Source organism: Nocardia sp. CNS-044, assembly GCF_059570515.1.
Genome location: NZ_JCANSX010000010.1, coordinates 108,750 through 125,934, shown reverse-complemented (window position 1 = coordinate 125,934; position 17,185 = coordinate 108,750). Strand labels below are relative to the sequence as shown.

The 17,185-nt window shown below is 67.4% G+C and carries 16 protein-coding genes and 1 pseudogene; 11 read left to right on the top strand and 6 right to left on the bottom strand.

What is annotated here, in order from left to right:
* Positions 1–3 precede the first annotated feature (3 nt).
* The 7 genes from T333_RS26525 (at position 4) to T333_RS26495 (ending at position 8,727) form a co-directional block, all read left to right on the top strand.
* Positions 4–3,192, top strand: coding sequence for an acetyl-CoA carboxylase family protein (locus tag T333_RS26525; protein WP_496426396.1), 3,189 nt, complete (start codon positions 4–6; stop codon positions 3,190–3,192).
* A gap of 69 nt (positions 3,193–3,261) precedes the next feature.
* On the top strand, positions 3,262–3,912 hold the full coding sequence (locus T333_RS26520; protein ID WP_496426204.1) for a pentapeptide repeat-containing protein: 651 nt from the start codon (positions 3,262–3,264) through the stop codon (positions 3,910–3,912).
* Positions 3,913–4,000: 88 nt separating this feature from the next.
* Positions 4,001–4,291 (top strand): hypothetical protein, encoded by a 291-nt coding sequence (locus tag T333_RS26515; protein WP_357247217.1) that lies wholly within the window; start codon positions 4,001–4,003, stop codon positions 4,289–4,291.
* 200 nt (positions 4,292–4,491) lie between these two features.
* Complete coding sequence (locus T333_RS26510) at positions 4,492–6,018, top strand: FAD-dependent monooxygenase (RefSeq protein ID WP_496426203.1); 1,527 nt, start codon at positions 4,492–4,494, stop codon at positions 6,016–6,018.
* A gap of 95 nt (positions 6,019–6,113) precedes the next feature.
* Positions 6,114–6,797, top strand: coding sequence for a HEAT repeat domain-containing protein (locus tag T333_RS26505; protein ID WP_496426395.1), 684 nt, complete (start codon positions 6,114–6,116; stop codon positions 6,795–6,797).
* Positions 6,784–7,797: a HEAT repeat domain-containing protein gene (locus tag T333_RS26500; RefSeq protein ID WP_496426202.1), complete on the top strand. Its 1,014-nt coding sequence runs from the start codon at positions 6,784–6,786 to the stop codon at positions 7,795–7,797. The genes T333_RS26505 and T333_RS26500 overlap by 14 nt, the downstream gene beginning before the upstream one ends.
* A gap of 465 nt (positions 7,798–8,262) precedes the next feature.
* Positions 8,263–8,727, top strand: coding sequence for a hypothetical protein (locus T333_RS26495; RefSeq protein ID WP_496426201.1), 465 nt, complete (start codon positions 8,263–8,265; stop codon positions 8,725–8,727).
* A gap of 3 nt (positions 8,728–8,730) precedes the next feature.
* On the opposite strand, the gene T333_RS26490 is transcribed toward T333_RS26495, so the two are convergent.
* The 4 genes from T333_RS26490 to T333_RS26475 form a co-directional block, all read right to left on the bottom strand.
* The gene (locus T333_RS26490) at positions 8,731–9,723 is read right to left on the bottom strand and encodes a DUF3558 family protein (RefSeq protein ID WP_496426200.1); all 993 of its coding nucleotides are present in this window, start codon (positions 9,721–9,723) and stop codon (positions 8,731–8,733) included.
* Positions 9,720–10,790 carry a hypothetical protein gene (locus T333_RS26485; protein ID WP_496426199.1) on the bottom strand — a complete coding sequence of 357 codons (1,071 nt, stop codon included), beginning with the start codon at positions 10,788–10,790 and terminating at the stop codon, positions 9,720–9,722. Before T333_RS26485 ends, T333_RS26490 begins: the two co-directional genes overlap by 4 nt.
* Positions 10,791–10,867: 77 nt before the next feature.
* Entirely contained in the window at positions 10,868–11,494 is a 627-nt protein-coding gene (locus T333_RS26480; protein ID WP_496426198.1) for a DUF3558 domain-containing protein, read from the bottom strand.
* 47 nt (positions 11,495–11,541) lie between these two features.
* Complete coding sequence (locus tag T333_RS26475) at positions 11,542–12,057, bottom strand: DUF3558 family protein (protein ID WP_496426197.1); 516 nt, start codon at positions 12,055–12,057, stop codon at positions 11,542–11,544.
* 528 nt (positions 12,058–12,585) lie between these two features.
* Between T333_RS26475 and T333_RS26470 the strand changes: the two genes are divergently transcribed.
* The 4 genes from T333_RS26470 (at position 12,586) to T333_RS26455 (ending at position 16,155) form a co-directional block, all read left to right on the top strand.
* A complete protein-coding gene (locus T333_RS26470; protein ID WP_496426196.1) occupies positions 12,586–13,116 on the top strand; it encodes a DUF3558 domain-containing protein in 531 nt (176 codons plus the stop codon).
* 41 nt (positions 13,117–13,157) lie between these two features.
* Positions 13,158–13,730 carry a DUF3558 domain-containing protein gene (locus T333_RS26465; RefSeq protein WP_496426195.1) on the top strand — a complete coding sequence of 191 codons (573 nt, stop codon included), beginning with the start codon at positions 13,158–13,160 and terminating at the stop codon, positions 13,728–13,730.
* Positions 13,731–13,825: 95 nt separating this feature from the next.
* Positions 13,826–14,992 (top strand): hypothetical protein, encoded by a 1,167-nt coding sequence (locus T333_RS26460; RefSeq protein ID WP_496426194.1) that lies wholly within the window; start codon positions 13,826–13,828, stop codon positions 14,990–14,992.
* Positions 14,993–15,735: 743 nt separating this feature from the next.
* The gene (locus T333_RS26455; RefSeq protein WP_496426193.1) at positions 15,736–16,155 is read left to right on the top strand and encodes a hypothetical protein; all 420 of its coding nucleotides are present in this window, start codon (positions 15,736–15,738) and stop codon (positions 16,153–16,155) included.
* Positions 16,156–16,258: 103 nt separating this feature from the next.
* Here T333_RS26455 and T333_RS26450 read toward each other — a convergent pair whose 3' ends face one another.
* Positions 16,259–16,432 (bottom strand): hypothetical protein, encoded by a 174-nt coding sequence (locus T333_RS26450; protein ID WP_496426410.1) that lies wholly within the window; start codon positions 16,430–16,432, stop codon positions 16,259–16,261.
* A gap of 99 nt (positions 16,433–16,531) precedes the next feature.
* Positions 16,532–16,973, bottom strand: a pseudogene (locus T333_RS26445) (Tn3 family transposase); the annotation flags it as partial.
* Positions 16,974–17,185 lie beyond the last annotated feature (212 nt).

The window sequence follows — 17,185 nt, the reverse complement described above, 5'->3', positions numbered from 1 at the left end:
GGCATGCGCGTCGTCGTGGCCAACAGAGGAGAAATCGCGGTTCGAGTCCTGCGGACCGCACGTGAGCACGGATACTCCACGCTCGCGGTGTACACCGAGGACGAACGCGAGGCCATGCACGTGCGCCTGGCCGATGACGCGGTGGCGTTGTCCGGACACGGCGCGTCCGCCTACCTCGACGTGCCGAGCATCGTCGCCGCGGCGCGGAAGGCGGGGGCCGGAGCGCTGGTCCACCCAGGATATGGATTCCTCAGTGAGAGCGCGGATCTGGCGGCCGCTTGCGCCGCGGCCGAGCTGGTTTTCGTCGGTCCCACGCCGGAAGTACTGCGGATCTTCGGCGACAAGACCGCGGCGCGTGCGGCGGCCGAACGCGCGGGCGTGCGCGTGCTGCCCGCGACACCCGCGGGGTCCGGTGTGGACGAGATCGCCGAGCTGCTTGCCCGCTATCCGGAGGGCGTCATGGTCAAGGCGGCGGCGGGCGGCGGTGGACGCGGCATGCGAGTGGTGCGCGACCCGGACGAACTGGCCACCGCCTACGAGCACTGCCGGGCCGAGGCGCGGGCCGGGTTCGGCGACGACACGGTGTACGCCGAGGCGCTGGTTCCGGAGGCCAGGCACATCGAGGTGCAGGTCGTCGCGGACGGCGCCGCGGCGGTGGCGGTCGGTGACCGGGATTGCAGCGTGCAGCGCCGCCACCAGAAGCTGATCGAGATCGCGCCCGCGCCCGGACTCGATACCGCGCTGCGCGAGCGGCTGCACGCGGACGCCGTCGCGCTCGCCGAATCGGTGCGCTGTCGCGGCGTGATCACCGTCGAATTCCTGGTCAGCGGAGCGCACTACTGGTTCCTGGAGGTGAATCCGCGACTCCAGGTGGAGCACACCGTCACCGAGGAGGTCACGGGCATCGACCTGGTCGCGATCCAGTTCGAGCTGGCGCGCGGCGCCTCGCTCACCGAGCTCGCGCTGCCCGATCTCGCGCCGCGCGGCTACGCGGTCCAGGCTCGGGTGAACGCCGAAATCGTCACGGCCGGTGGGGAAGTGCTGCCCGCCTCCGGCACCGTCGCGCGGTTCGCCGCGCCGACCGGCGTCGGCGTGCGGGTCGACACCGGGCTGTACGCGGGTATGCGGCACGGTGTGCACTTCGATTCGCTGCTGGCCAAGGTGATCGCGCGCGCCGGGACGTATCCGGCGGCGCTGCGTCGGTGCGCCGACGCGCTGGCCGAGACCGTGGTCGCCGGTGTGGACACCAACGCGACGGTGCTGCGCGTCGTGCTCGACGAACTCGCCGACGGACGCACGGTGAGCACCTCCTGGTTCGAGCAGCGCGTCGCCGAATTCGTCGCTCGCGCAGGGGATCTCGCCACCGCCCTCCCGATGGCCGACACGACGTCCGACAACGCCGTCGCCCGCGTTTCCGACCCGCTCCTCGACGGGGAGACCGCGCTGCTGGCGCCGATGGGCGGCACGGTCGTGAGCGTGGTCGAGCCGGGCGTCGTCGTCGCGCCGGGCGACGAGGTGGCCGTCTTGGAGGCCATGAAGATGCAGCACGTGCTGCGCGCGGAGCAGCCGCTGCGTGTACTGCGACACCTGGTCGCCCCCGGCGACACGGTCGATCCGCACACCGCGCTGCTGGTCTGGGCGGCCGCCGAGCACGACGGCGAGACCGCGGACGTCACTACCGTGGACCTGGACGCGATCCGCGCCGACCTCGCCGAGGTGCAGGAGCGCCACCGCGTCGGCTTGGACGCCGCCCGGCCCGAGGCCGTCGCCAAACGCCACCGCCTCGGCAGGCGCACCGCTCGCGAGAACATCGCCGATCTGGTCGACGCCGACAGCTTCGTCGAGTACGGAGCCCTCGCGGTCGCCGCCCAGCGGCTGCGCCGCAGTCCCGAGGACCTCATCGCCAACACCCCCGCCGACGGCCTGATCACCGGCGTGGCCACGATCAACGCCGACCGCTTCGGCGCGGACGCGAGCCGCGCGGTTGTCCTCTCCTACGACTACACGGTGCTCGCGGGCACCCAGGGCATGCGCAACCACGCGAAGACCGACCGAATGCTGGAACTGGCTCGCGAGCAACGACTTCCGGTCGTCTTCTTCACCGAGGGCGGCGGCGGACGGCCGGGCGACACCGACTACCCGGGCATCTCGGGCCTGGACGTCACCACTTTCCGTGCGATGGGCGCGCTGTCCGGGCGCGTGCCACTGATCGGCATCGTCTCCGGCCGTTGCTTCGCGGGCAACGCCGCGCTGCTCGGCATGTGCGACGTCGTGATCGCCACCCCCGACGCGAACATCGGCATGGGCGGGCCCGCCATGATCGAAGGCGGCGGTCTCGGTGTCTACGCGCCGGAGGACATCGGGCCGATCGATGTCCAGCGCCGCAACGGCGTAGTGCACCTGGTCGCGGCCGACGAAGCGGAAGCCGTCGCCCTCGCTCGCCGCTATCTCGGCTACTTCCAAGGCGGCACCGCCGAATGGACGGCGCCCGATCCGCGTCTAGCGCGTCACGTGGTGCCCGAGAATCGTCTGCGCGCCTTCGATATTCGTGCCGCCATCGCGGCGGTCGCGGATGTCGGCTCTGTGCTGGAGCTGCGCGCGGACTGGGGCGTCGGCGTCGTGACCGCCCTGGTGCGGGTCGAGGGCAGGCCCTTCGGCCTGATCGCCAACGACTGCCACCACCTCGGTGGCGCCATCGACGCGCCCGCCGCCGACAAGCTCGCCATGTTCCTCCGGCTCTGCGACGCGCACGGACTGCCGATCGTATCCCTTTGCGACACACCGGGTTTCATGGTCGGTCCGGAAGCCGAGACGCACGCGACAGTGACCAAGTTCAGCCGCTTGTTCATCGAGGCCGCCGGGCTGTCGGTGCCGTGGGGCACGGTGATCCTGCGCAAGGGATACGGCCTCGGCGCGCAGGCCATGGCCGCGGGCTCGTTCCGCGCGCCGCGCTTCGTGATCGCCTGGCCGACCGGCGAGATCGGCGGCATGGGCCTGGAGGGCGCGGTGCGGCTCGGCTTCGCCAAGGAACTGGCCGCCATCGACGACCCCGCCGAACGACAAACCGCCTTCGACAACCTGGTGCGACTCGCCTACGCCAACGGCAAAGCGCTCACCGCGGCGACCGTGCTGGAGCTGGACGACGTCATCGATCCCGCCGACACCCGCCGCTGGTTGCGCACGCTGCGGTGACGACGTCTGTTGTCGGTGGGTGCTGATAGACAGGACCGACCGTTGTCGACCGAGGTAGGGAGGTGGGGCGTGGCACGTGAGCTGGCGGATCTGCCGTTCGCGCGATACCTGACGCCGTTCGAGGAGGAACCGGCGCGCGAGGGCGATTACGACTGCGTGCACGTCGAGGACCGGCAGCTCGAACACCCCGCCGCCGAGCACGTGCGCTTCGCGCAGTCCGCGTTCAGCTCGCTGACGGTCACCCGGGGAAGCTTCCGGTACGGCCGGTTCGACGACGTCTGGTTGCGTGCCGTCGCCTTCGTCGGCACCGAGCTCGCCGATACCTCTTGGCACGACGCCGAATTCGTCGAAGGCGCGCTGTCCGGCGTGGACGCGGGCGGCGCGGTGCTGCGCCGCGTCCGATTCGAGGGCTGCAAATTCGACTCGGTCAACTTCCGCGGCGCGAAGCTGCGCGAGGTCGCCTTCGTCGACTGCGTCCTGCGCCACCCCGATTTCGGCGACGCCGAGCTGAACACGGTGAGCTTCCCCGGATCCACCCTCACCGACCTCGCACTGAACAAAACCCGGATGCGCAAGGTCGACCTACGCGGCGCCACCCGAATCGGCGTCGCCGAAGGACTCGACGGCCTCCGCGGCGCGACGATCACCCCATTACAGCTGATGGACCTCGCACCGAGTTTCGCAAGCGCCCTCGGCATCACCGTCGCCGACGAGCCGTAACGGAGAACCACCGACTTCGAGGCCACGGCCCTTGGCGGCACTGTACGGTTCGAATGACCGCGGCTATGCGTATACGTATACTTCGGGCATGGATCCCCTGAGCCTTGCGGTTGGTGCCGCGCTGGTCGGTGTCGGCTTCGTGTGCGGCAGGTTCGGGCGGCGGCGAGCTCGGTCGGGGGCGAAGGCGCTCACCGCGCGCTGCGGTTGCGGGCACGACCTGGCGCTGCACGACCGGGAGACGGGTAAGTGTCATGCCGAGATCTCGCGGAGAGGTATGCACGGCATGCGGGAGTGGGTCGGCTGTCAGTGCCGCCGGTACAACGGACCGACTCCGTTGGAGGATGTGTTCGCGCCGCCGATTCTTCCGCCGAACCCCTGAGCGGACTACGGCCACCAGATCGCCGGTAAGCCAGCAGGTTTCCGCACCGGCTCTTCGTGAACAGCCGCTCCATGGAAACGGGAGGTACTCGGTGCTTTCCCTTTTCAAGGTATAGCCGACCGGGGGCCTTGCGGCAAGACCCCGGGTGTGCCGCAGAATTGCCGACCTGAGCCAGAATCTGCGGACATTGGGAGTAACGCGTGACCGACATCGACGTGATCATCGTGGGCGCCGGACCGGCCGGACTGACGCTGGCCGCCGAATTGAGCCTGGCCGGTGTGCGGCCGCTGGTGCTGGAGAAGCATCTGGAGCCCCGAGACGTCCCGAAGGCCAGCGGTATCGCCGGTCGGATCCTGGACGTGCTGCGCTACCGCGGCATCCTGGATCGCTTCGAAGCGGCCAGCAGCGACCCACACGTGGCCGCCCGATTCCCTTTCGGCGGAACGCATCTCGACTTCACACAGATGGCGGATCCGCCGATGCGGGCGGTGCCGCTTCCGCAGATGGAGATCGAACGACTACTCGGTGAACGCGCCCGCGAACTCGGCGCCGAGATCCGCCGCGGTCACGAGGTGGTCGGAGTGAGCCAGGACGAGGACTCGGCGACCGCGGACGTGCGCGGGCCGGACGGGCCGTACCGGCTGACCGCCCGCTACCTGGTCGGCTGCGACGGCGGCCGCAGCCGGATCCGCGACATGGCGGGTATCGGGTTCCCCGGCACCACCTATCCGGAGGTCAACCGGGTCGCTCAGGTCTCGGTGGGCGATGCGGTCACCGTGCACGACAACGGCGACATCGATGTCCCCGGTTTGGGGCGGCTTCCCTTCGGGTTCAACCGAACCGACCGCGGTATGTTCGCGTTCGCGCCCAACCCCGGGGGTCTGTTTCTGCAGACCGTCGAGGACGAGACCGCGGACTACGACGATGACGAGCCGCTGACCCTGACCGAACTCGCGGACAGCGTGCGCCGGGTGCTGGGCGTTGATCTTCCCATATCGGATCCGAAGCGACTGTCTCGCTTCACCTTCAAGGATCGGCAAGCCGAACGGTACCGGGCCGGGCGGATCCTGCTGGCCGGCGATGCGGCCCACCTGCTGCCGGCCACCGGCACCGCGCTCAATGTCGGCATGCTCGATTCGGTCAACCTCGCGTGGAAGCTGGCCGCCGACGTCCAGGGCTGGGCTCCGGCCGGACTGCTGGACACCTATCACGACGAACGCCACTTCGCCGGGGCGCGGGCGCGGTTGCAGACCCGGGCGCAGGTGGCGTTGCGGCGCGGACACGACGAGGCCGCCGACTCGCTGCGCGAGGTCTTCCAGGAATTGCTCCGGGACGAATCGGCTCTGCGCCGCATCGGAGCGCTGGTCGGCGGCACCGACATCCGCTACCCGATGCCCGGCGAGCATGCCCTGACCGGCGTCTTCGCGACCGATCTCGCCCTGCGCACCGACCAGGGCACGACAAGTGTCGCGGAACTCATGCGCGCCGGGCGGCCTGTTTTCCTCGACCTGGCCGAACGCTCGCAGCTCCGCGAGATCGCCGGGGAATGGGCGCACCGCATCGACATTCGCACGGCCAAGGCCGACGATCAATCAGCGGACGCCCTGCTCATCCGCCCGGACGGCCACATCGCCTGGGCCGCCACGATCGGCGAACCGGCCGAGACCGCCGCACCGACTCTGCGCGAAGCGCTGTCGCACTGGTTCGGCTCGGCGGCCGCTGCGTAAGCGCCATGCCCACTTCAGATGTGCATGTCGTCTTGCCCGCCAGCTTGACCTTGTCACAGTGCGAAGGTCTTCACTGGCGGTCGGAGGTGGTCCCCATCAACTCGAGACACTGGAATTCACCGGACACGCGGCTGCGCGACGCATTGGCCGCTGGGAACTCGTCGACGCGGCTGAAGGCGGCGCTGGCGATCGGTACGCGACCCGCACCCGATTTCATCGATGCGCTCGTAGCACGGTGCGCGATCGAGCCGGACTTCTTCGTGCGCGACATGCTCACCTGGGCGCTGACCCGCCACCCGTCGGAGATCACGGTTCCGAAACTGTGCGCGGAACTGTCTTCCGAACGCGCACAAGCCCGGAGCCAGGCCCTGCACACACTGTCGAAGATCGGGGACAAGGACGCGTGGCCCGCGCTCACGCGGTCGTTGCTGCACGATTCCGACGACGACGTCGCGCGGAGTGCATGGCGCGCCGCCGTCGTTCTCGTGCCCGATGGTGAGAAGGCGGTGCTGGCCGCGGAACTGGCCAGTCAATTGGGCCGCGGTGACCGGGACGTACGGCTGAGTCTGAGCCGCGCCCTCCTCGCGCTCGGCGACGTGATCGAGCCGATCCTGGAGGCGGCGACGGCAAGTCACGACCCGACGGTGCGTGCCCATGCGAGCGCCACGCGGCGGCTGCTGCACGACCCGGACGCCGGATTCGACCTCGCCGTCGACGAGGCACGGCGGGTCGTCGCGCTCGGTCCGGACCGGAAGGAGGAAACGCGTGCTGATCGGTGAAGTGGCGCGCTACTCGGGTGTAAGCGCCCGAATGCTCAGGCACTACGACTCGCTCGGGCTGGTACGACCCACCGGCCGCACCGTGGGCGGCTACCGGGAATACTCTGACGACGACATCCGGCGGATCTTCCACGTCGAGGGTCTGCGATCCCTGGGACTGTCACTGCGCCAGATCGGATCCGCTCTCGACGATCCAGGATTCACTCCATCCGCACTGGTCGGCGACCTCATCCGAAAAGCCGAGGAACGACTGAACCGGGAGCGGGAGCTACTCGAGCGGCTCCGCATGGTCGATACGGCCGAGCCCTCGAGCTGGCGGGACGTCGCGCGCATCGTCGAGCTTTTGCACGGACTCGAATCGCCGAGTGCCGCGCGACGGCAGCAAGCCGTTCTAGCCTCGGCCGAGGTCCCGGCGATGCCCGCCGAGTTGCTGGCCGAGGCGGTCCTCACCGAATCGGATCCGAACGTCGCCGGGGCCCTTCGGTGGGCCCTCACGAGGGCGGGCGGTGACGGTGTGGCAAGTCTGATACCCGCCATGAGCTCGGACGACGTCGACATCCGGCGGCGCGCGGTCATGGCGCTCGCCGAACTACCCGGCGACGTAGCGATCGCGGCGCTCACGGACGCGCTCGGCGATACGGACACGACGATCCGCAGACATGCCGCTCTGGCCCTCGGTGCGCGCGGCGTCACCCGAGCTGTGCCGACGCTCGTCGGCACAGTGGTCGAAGGCCCGAACGATGTGGAGGCAGCCGAGATACTGGGCACCTTGGCAGGCGACCCCGAGTGGGCGGCCCGGATCATGAGCGCGATAGCCGATGAACTCGCGACCCCCACAGCGGATTCGGCGGTGCGGATGCGACTGACACAGGCACTCGCCGAAATGCCGGGGACCATCGCGCTCGATATCCTGCGGCAGCTGGCCGATGACGATGATCGGGCCGTGGCCCTCCTCGCCTCGTCCCTCGTGAAAGTGCTCGAAGCGCCGACGCGGCCCTGAAAGTACTTGTGCGCGAGCCATCCTCGACGTAGGCCTAGCCGCATGACGGACCCAGGATTGCAGGGTGGGCCCTCGTTGTTCTGCACAGTATGGTTCGTCCGTACCAATGAGGGGAAGATCCCATGACTTACCTCGACGGACGTTCACCGCTGGGCTTTTCGCGATCGGTGGCTGGCAACGGCGCTGGATCGCCGACGACGGCTTGACCGTCCTGCGTGCGGCCGAAACCAGCATGAAAGTCATGCTGGCCAGTCATCGGCTCGGTAGGCCTGCATGTCCCACTCGAGGTGGGAGATTCGTCTATTACGGCCGTCATAGCCATCCTGCCGAGACAACGCCGCGGCAGCTCAACGACCGCCACATGCAAGCGCTTGCTGACTGGGCGGTGACTCTGCTTGGATCGCCGTGATCCGCGGATTTCCACTGTGGACGAGCCTGCGGGCCGACTGGGACCTATATCTGCGGATGGGGCTTCTGGAAGTGGTCAGCCTCGCGACCTTCGTGACCGCGTTGCGCCTCGTCGTCGCGACCACGACCGTGGCTCGATGGCGTGCCTATTCCTCACGCAAGCTCAACAATTCCAACCGGGCCCTACTCGACGCCGCACTGTGCAAGGCGAACCCCGGCATTCGGCAACTGTTCGAACGGTTGGTCGACGACGTCGACAGCCCGGCCTACCTCGGTGTCGGGTCGCCGTTGATGGGGTTCGGCCTGCGATGTGGTCAGTGCTGCGGTCGATCGGCTGGACGAGCCATGGACTGGGGCAATGATCTTGCGTGCGGTGCAGGATCTCGCCGGGTCTGGTGGTATGGACCGTCGCGGGTTCCCCTGGTTCTGGCAGGTGTGCACCTCACCGCGCCTGCCCACCAGTGGCTGCTGGAGCGGCCCGCTTGCAACTTGCCGCAGCCCGCGACCGAACCATCAACATGAGGCCTAGCCGTTCTGGTAGTTCTTGACGACTTCGGCGGCGAGGCGGCGGACTTTGTCGCAGCCTTTGCCGGTGATTTCGATGACTTCGACCAGCGGTTCTGGGTTGCCGTAGTAGTCGGTGGTGGGGAATGGATTGTTTGCGCCGACGAATACGGAGATCTTGCAGTAGTCCTGGTCCCCGCTGTGTTCGCGGGCGTCGAACCCGACGATCCGGAGGCGTCGGTCGGCTTCTGGCATGAAAGTGACTTGGGTCTGCTGGGTGTGGGAGTAGGTGATGGTGTGGCGGTTGGTATCTCCGGGTGCGGAGCGGTCACCAAGCCAGAAATCGCACTTGTATGGGTTGCTGGGCAGGCCGGTCATGTAGAAGCGTTGATCGGCTGGGAAGGCGGTAGACAGTGCGGCGCATGGATCCAATGTCCAGGCTTTGGTTTTCGGCATCTTCGTCGACGCCGCGCGCGGGGGGAAGGTGTCGAGCAGCGGGGCGGAGGCGGCCACGATCGCGCGCAGTTCCTCACAGGGTGAGGCGCCATCGCTATGGATTAAGTAATGGAAGGCCCGTTGCCCCTGGAAGTCCACCGCGATGCTGCACATCCCGTCCTCGTCGCTGGTTACCGAGGCGCTGCGTCCGCCGAAGCTGGTGGCCTGCCCGTACCCGGTCCGGAGCACGGTCAGGCCCAGGGTCAGTGCATAGATCCGTTTGGGCGTGGTCGTGCGGTCGAACCGCACTTCGCAGCCGTCCTGGTCGAGTCCAGGCCCGAAATAGGCGATGCGCCCGAGCGTGTTGACCGAGGCCTCATCGATGAACCCGCACGGGTCCAATCGCCGCATCCGGTCTTGCTCGTTCAACACCTCTCGGGCGGTGTCGGTAGTGAGGTTGGCTCGGTATCCGCGGTCGATGGCCACTGCGGTGCCGTCGATGCTGCTGGCGCATCCCGAAGCCAGGAGCGACGCCGCTGCCACGGTCAGTGCGGCTGCCATTGCCATCAGGCGGGTCATCGGTTGGCTCCGAAGGTTTCAGCGGCGATCGGTGCCAGGCGGTCCAGCACCGGGCATGGACCGGACATCCGCACGACCACCTGTTTGCGGGCGCCGTTGATCTCGGATTGGCTGGCGCGCGTCCCCGGTTGATAGGTGTCCAGGATCGGACCGACCGGGAAGGCGAGGTTGCAGTGCTGTCCGTCGCGGATTGGGACGAGGGCATCATCGGCACCGACCAACCGGAAGCTGACGCTGACCATGTTGCTGAGGAGCTGTGACGCGCCGTCTCCGTCGACGGTGAAATCGCAGTCGTACGGGTCGGTCTGGACGTCGAACCGCGACACCGAAATCCCAGCCGGCAGCTTGGACATCAATTCACACGGGCTGCGCTCGGCCAGCGGCAGGCGCACAGTGGCCTGATCACGGCGCGGCAACCGATTGTGCTTTACGGCGTCGAGCAGCGAAGCTGTCACCTCCTCGGCGATCCCACAATCGCGTTCGGGGTCGAAGGCGAACGCCGAGACGCGCGCGTACTGCACGGCCGGAACCTCTACGACATCGGGTACAGCACCCCCGGCCGCTGGTTCAGCAGCGCGAAAGTGCAAGGGCACCCGGTACACACACTGGAGGCTGTCGGTGCGTAGGCCGTCGACGAAGACCGTTTCCCCTGCGATCTGGCGGGTTTGGGTGTCCTTGGAGCCCGGTTCCCCGACCGACAGGTCGATGCTCACACGTGCCAGTAGCCGCGCTCGCTCCGGCAGAGCTACCCCCACCGAGCAGTCACCGAACTCGAAATCCGGCCCTACTGTGGCGATCTGACCGTGGACGGCGAGGCGTTCACGATCGATCAGGCCGCAGGGGTCGATGGCGCGCGCCTGATCGGCGACCTGCAGCTTCTGAAAATCGCCGGATGGCACTGTCACGCCGTAGGTGACCTGTGGCCTGTTCGGCGGCGCCGGTTTACGCAGCGGTTCGTCCGGCGGCGGCGGGGCGCACCCGGCAAGCGCGGCCACCCCTAGCAGCAGCGCCGCCATCACCGCGCGAGGTAGCTTGCGTCGCACCATATCGAAATTCCCCTCCTGCACGAATTTTCGAAATGGAGCCTACCGGCGGGTCTTTCAACGTCGGACGCTAGCCTTCGACGGACCCGAGCAATCCGAAGTCACTTCGGAAAGAATGGTTCGAGGGCGCGGGCGTGCTGGACCGCGATCGAGCACGGCGGCCGCTCGGTCACGGAGTGGCGCTCGCTGTAGTTCCATGCGGCTTTCACGTTGAGCATGCCTTCTGCGTAGGGCATGCTCACATAGCAGCCCAACTGGTCCTCGTCAGCCTTGTCGCGATAAGTGAGTCCGGCGCGGGCGCCGATGGTCATCGGCGCGAAGTCTGTCACGGTGGTGTTGGAGCGGACGTCGTCTTGCGGCCGGATCGAGGACGCGACGACCACCCCGTACGGGCCCTGCGTGGAACGCCACTGGCACACCCGCCAGGCCGCTGGACCCTCCGGCGCATCGGTGATGACGTCTTTGCTGGCCGGATCGAGTTCGGCCGCACGCAACGCGGCATCGGACAGATCGGTGCACGGGTTGTAGACCACCGTGCGCTCACCGGACTCGGTGTCGAAACCGCCTGCGATGGTTGGGTTTCCGATTGTCGTCTGAGCACAGCCGGTGAGAATAGTGGTCGCGAATACCGCACAGGCCACCGCTCGCCGTGCTAGGCGCCGCACAACATGCGTGAAACCTCCTCGCCGTGCGTTCATCCTGGGCGCTGGCATCAGCCTGCCCGCCACGCATTCGTCCGATTCGTCACCAGTGCCCCTCCGCCAGCGCTGCCGCATCACCCGGGTGGACCGGCTTGTCCGCCCCCAACCAACTGCCGTGAGATTACCGCAGCACTGGGGGCGCATCCGGCGCCGGACTGCTGGGCTGGAGAGCGCCCCCACCGGGCGTTGACCACCGGTCCGGGTTCGAAGTAGGTCATGTGCTGCACCGCCACGGCACAGGGCGGTGCTTCGAGCATGGTGTGGCGTTCGCCGTACAACCAGGTGATACCGAGTTCGACCATGCCCTGTTTGGCAGGGATGCTGACGTAGCAGGTCAGCTCGTCGGGATCGGCTCGTTTTGTGGTGACGATCCCGCGGCTTGCGCCGACGGTGACGTCGCGGAGGAACACGCTGTTGGGATTGGTTCGTCGTTCACCGACGGTGCGGCGGGTGGAGAAGATGCTGACCCCGTAGGGGTTTTCGGTGGAATCCCAATTGCAGACGTTCCACCAACCGTTGGGGTCCCCCCCGGCCCCCGACTGTAATGCGTCTGGTTGCGGGATCGAGCTTGTCGCCGCGCAAGACCTCATCGGGGATCTCGCTGCACGGATTCCACAGCGGTGTCGTCTCGTCGTGGACGATCGTCTCTACGGTCGGGTGACCGGAGACTACGGAGCTGCACCCAGCACGGCGGCGACTGCCACAACTAGTAGTGTCCGCCACCCACGTCGGTATGGCACCGGTTCCCCCCTCGCGCAATACATCTGCTGGCGTGAGCGAGCCTAGCGCCGGGGTCGACCACGTGGCTGAGCACCTGAGCGCTCGGCCCCGACAGTCTGGCTGACCGATCCGGGTGAGCCGGTAAGGAACGTTCTACAAATCAGCCGCTGCAATGTCCGGCGTGGATTCATCACCGTCCGCGGCAACGATCGCCGGGGCGGGGCCTGCGTTAGGCTTTCGACCGCTGAATGGAACCGCGGGGGAGCCTGGTGCGTCAGAACTAGCGACCGAACCATCCGCACCGACACCTTGGGGGAGCAATGCCACAACCTTGCTCGCGCAGCGGATTCACGCGACGCTCCGCATTCTCGGGCCGATGGGTCCTCGGCGTTCTCGCGGTGCTCGCGATCGTCTCGCTGAGCGGCTGCGGGGCGACGATCCCCGGCGATCCGACCATCGCCGAAGGGTTCGATGCTGAATACGGCGAGCGGACAGTGGTGTACAACCCATGCACCGATCTGTCGGACGCTGCGCTGTCAGCGGCGGGGGCGGATCCAGCCAGCAGGGACGTCGTCACTGATCCGCCCGAGGGTCCTGCAGCGTGGCGGATCTGTCAGTGGCGAGCGATGCAGGCACCATATTTCATCTCCGTCGCCGCCTCGACACACCCGCAAGACGACGTCCGCAGCAACAGCACTGTCACCGGCTTCGAACCGGTCATGATCGGTGCTCGCTCCGGGCTGACCTGTCGGGACAAGACCGCCGAGCCTCGCTGCTATGTGAGCATGCCCTTCGCCGAGGGCATGCTCAACGTGATCGTCGGATGGGCGGCAACCCACGCCATGGACCATGGTTCGAAGCTCGAATGGCCGCCGTGCTCGTTCGCGGTGCGCCACGCTCGCGCCTTGGAGCCGTTCCTGCCGAAGTGACCCGAGTGAAGAGGAATCCGCCGATGGCACAACAACCTCCGGTGCGCATCGCTGCCAGCGTCTTGCTGAGCGCCGTAGCGCTGTCACAGCTGGTCGGCTGCGCTAGCCCCAGCGAGGAACAATCGCGACATCCAGCGGTGGCCAGCACCGTGAACCGAGTCGGTCTGCTCGTCGACGCGCCAACGTCCTACAACCCTTGCACCGATGTCCCCGACAGCCTGCTGAAGTCCGAGCGGATGGTCAAAGGTATCGCCGACAACAGGGCCAACGCCGAGGGCCCCGACGGGGTGAAATGGCGCGGCTGTCGATGGGTTGTCCCCGGCGGATATGCCGTCGCGATCCAAACCACCAACATGACCCTGCCACACGTACGCAAGACCTGGTACTTCCAGGGGCGCGAGGTCACTATCGGCGGCCGTCCCGCGGTGATGGCGCGCCGCAATGAGGATCGACCGCGCCAGGTATGCAGCATCAACGTCGAGATCCATGGCGGGTCACTCGAATTCCACTTCGACAACCCGCCCTCCAACCGCGACACCGGCCACATCGACACCTGCGAACTCGGCCTGGCGCTGGCAGAGAAAGTCGTACCCACCTTGCCCGCGGGCGCGTGAGAACGCGATATGGAACAGGGTCCGTCGACCCGCAAGGCTGGCGTACGGATCGGACCGGACCGGGCCGAGCAGACATAACGCAAGAGGAGGACCTGATGGCGGCGGTATTTCGACGGCTGGCGGTGGCCGCGATGGCAGTGATCGCCGTGGTGGCGGTCGCCGGGTGCGGGGAAACTGTTGCTGGACAACCACAAAGCCAACCCGGCAGCAACAAAGCCAGCACGAGCACCTCGGCGGCGCCGCGGCCCGCGATGGTTCCGTCCACGATGGAGCAGGCCGCCGTCGCGCCGGGAACCCGAGAGCTGATGGCGAAAGTGCGTGCCACCGACGCCTGCGACCTGCACGACCGAGCGCTCGGCGAGCAGCTCGGGTCGTTTCAGCGGTTCGACCGTGACAACAACTGGACTCGCTGCCTCATGTTCGTCGCCGACGCCGAGGACCCGAACAACTTCTACCGCTTCGAACTCGATCTGATCGACCACTTCCTTGCCGTCGACCGCGGCAGCCTCTACAAACCCGATCAGCTCGCCGGCCAGCCCGTGTGGATGCACCTGCTCAACGATCAGCCAGATGGCTGGTCGTGCTCGATCCGGATCGCGCACGGCGCCAGTGGATTCGCCGCGACGTTGGAGGTGTCGCGGCTGGCTCCACCGAAGAACCAGCCGATTCCGTGGGCGCAGGCGTGCACCTATACCCGCGAGTACATGACCGCGATCATCGGCAACCTGACTGCACTGCCACCGCATCCGCTCGAGACCGAGGGCGATCGCTCACTCGTGCAGAAGGACCCGTGTCCGGCCGAGGGGCCGATCGTCGCGGTGTTCCCGGACTGGAAGGTGAAATCCACAGGCCTGACCAACGCCTACACGTGCGAGCTCACCCTGCGCCGCGACAACGCCTACGGCACCATCGAAGTCGAGGTAAGACTCCAGCCCAACGCCGAACAAGTACCCCTCGCTGGCGAGACGCGTCTGCCCGCAGGCGATCTCGAGGGCGGCCAGATCATCATGACCGACCGCTACCAAGCACGGGCAGGTTTGGACGGCGTCGAGATCAGGTCGGTGCACAGCGCTGATCCCGCGGTGGCGATCGGGTGCAGTGCCTCGCTGGTGTATCGGCGGGCGAACCCCTCGATTCCCAACTCGGCGCACTTGGTCACGATCGGGATCGACATCAACCGCAAGGGCGGCCCTGCACCGCGGGTCGATGCGTGCCAGGCCCTCGACCAGATCGCTGGCGACATCGTCGCCGGTGTCGGATAGCGCGCAGCAAGGAGTTGACCATGTCGGTGCGCTACGCAGGGCAGCGGCCGTCGAGTTGGCAGCATTGATCACCAGCAGCGTGCTGGCGGGTTGCGACCAGGCAGTCTCCGGTAGACCTGTGGCAACTTCACCGAGTGCCACGACCACCTCGACGGCAGCCACTCCGCGGCCGTATCCAGCGACGATCGATGACGCAGCCGTCTCACCGGGCACCGCCGAGGCGATGGCGAAAGTCCGTGCGACCGACGCGTGCGCGCTGCATGACCGCCCGGTCGGCGAGCAACTCGGTGCGTTCCAGCGACTCGACCGAGACGGCAGCTGGACCGCCTGTCAGAGATTCATCGCCGACGCGAGCGGCCAGGCACGTTCTATCGTTTCGAGCTCGAACTGGCGCGCGACTACACAGCCACCGACCGCATGCGTGACACCGCCGAACAACTTGCTGGCCAGACCGTCTACCGCGACTACGTCGGAGGCAGCTATTCCTGCGGATTCACCGCCCTCTACGGCGAGACCGGCTACGCAGCCAGACTGCGCATCGCCCGACTCGCGCCGCCGAAGAACACCCCGGTCGAATGGCCGGAACGCTGCACATACACCCGCGCGTACATGACCGCGGTCCTGCCCAACCTCACCACTCTGCCCCGCACCCGATCAGCGATACCGGCGGCGGCCGGTCCCTGCTGCAGAAGGATCCATGCCCAGCTCAGGGACCGATCGCCGCGGCCTACCCTGGTTGGCAGGTGCGATCCACCGGGATGATCAAGGCCTACCAGTGCCGCCTCACCCTGCACCGCGACGGCGAGCAGCGCGAGATCACGCTGTCAGTGCGCTTCGCGCGCAACGCCGAGCAAGCCCCTTCGGCCGAGATCCGGTTGCCCGCCGGTGGTCTCGACGGCGGCCAGCTCATCCAATCCTCTCGCTACCAGCCGCGAGCAGGATTGAACGGCCTCGAGATCCGCGCCGTACACACCGCTGACCCGGCCCGAGCGGTCGGCTGCACCGCCTCACTGGTCTATCGGCCCGCCGACGCGCCGGGCAGCATCACCGCGCACCTGATCGTCCTCACCCTCGACATCAACCCGACCGGGCCGACCGCACCACTCGACGCGTGTCAAGCTCTCGAAAAAATCGCTGGCGACATCGTCGCGGCCGCCGGATAATCACCGCCCTGAGCCTGCCGCGCAGGCGCCGACACCCCAGCCCTACGCGAGCCCCCGCCCAGGATGGTCGCCGACGTGTCGCGGGTCGGCCGGTAACTGACAGTCACGCAGTTGCGGGCAGGCTGGGCACGACCTGTTCGGTCAGATGTCGTGCGAGCACACAGACGTCGGTGCTGCCAGGATTCACAGTGGGTATCGCATCGCCGCCAGGATTCGGCCGTGCCTTCGGGTCATAGACCTCGATTGCGAGACTGCCGCCCTTCATCTCGACATTCACTGTGCACGCCACGTTGATGAGGTAGAAGCCGCCGACGCGGTCGTCAGACGCGACAGCGTGCTCGAAGGCCTGGCGGACTGCGCGGTGCCAGTCCTGGCCATCGCGGGCGCACAAGACCGCGCCTACCCTGGGCCCGAGCTGGGCGGAGTTCGCCCTCGATGTCGACCTCGATCGCGCCGAAGAAGTTGATGTCGGCGCTGTGGGCCGGGGAGATGTGGGCCAGGACCTCGTCATCGATGCGCTGCCACGACCGGCGCATCTGTTCGACCGCGAGCCCGTAGTACTCGCTGGTCCAGGCGATCACGGCGTTGGCGGCCAGGGTCGAACACCACGCTTGCTCGGTCTGGTCGGCGAGCTGGCGGGCCCGGATCATGCCCTCGTGGGCATAGAGCAGGTCGCGGCGCAGTGCGTGCAGGGATTCGCCCTTGTTGAGCTGACCGGAGATCTTACGACGGTAGTCCGGATCGGAGAGATACTTCGCGGCGTAGATCGTGCGCCGCATCGCCCCGTACTCCTTCATTGCCGCGGCCAGGGTGTTCTCCACAGACGCGCCAACTCCTCATCCGCGAATTCCCGCGTCGCCACGAAACCGACCTCCCACACCAACCAATCGTGTTGGGAGCCAAGCCAACCAGCAACCAGCCATCACCGCAGGCCGAACCAGGACTCATCAGCGATCAGCTACGGCGACGCCATATCCGTTGGTCTTTCGTCGGTTACTACCGGAACCCCGGTCCCGATGGGCCTGGCGTA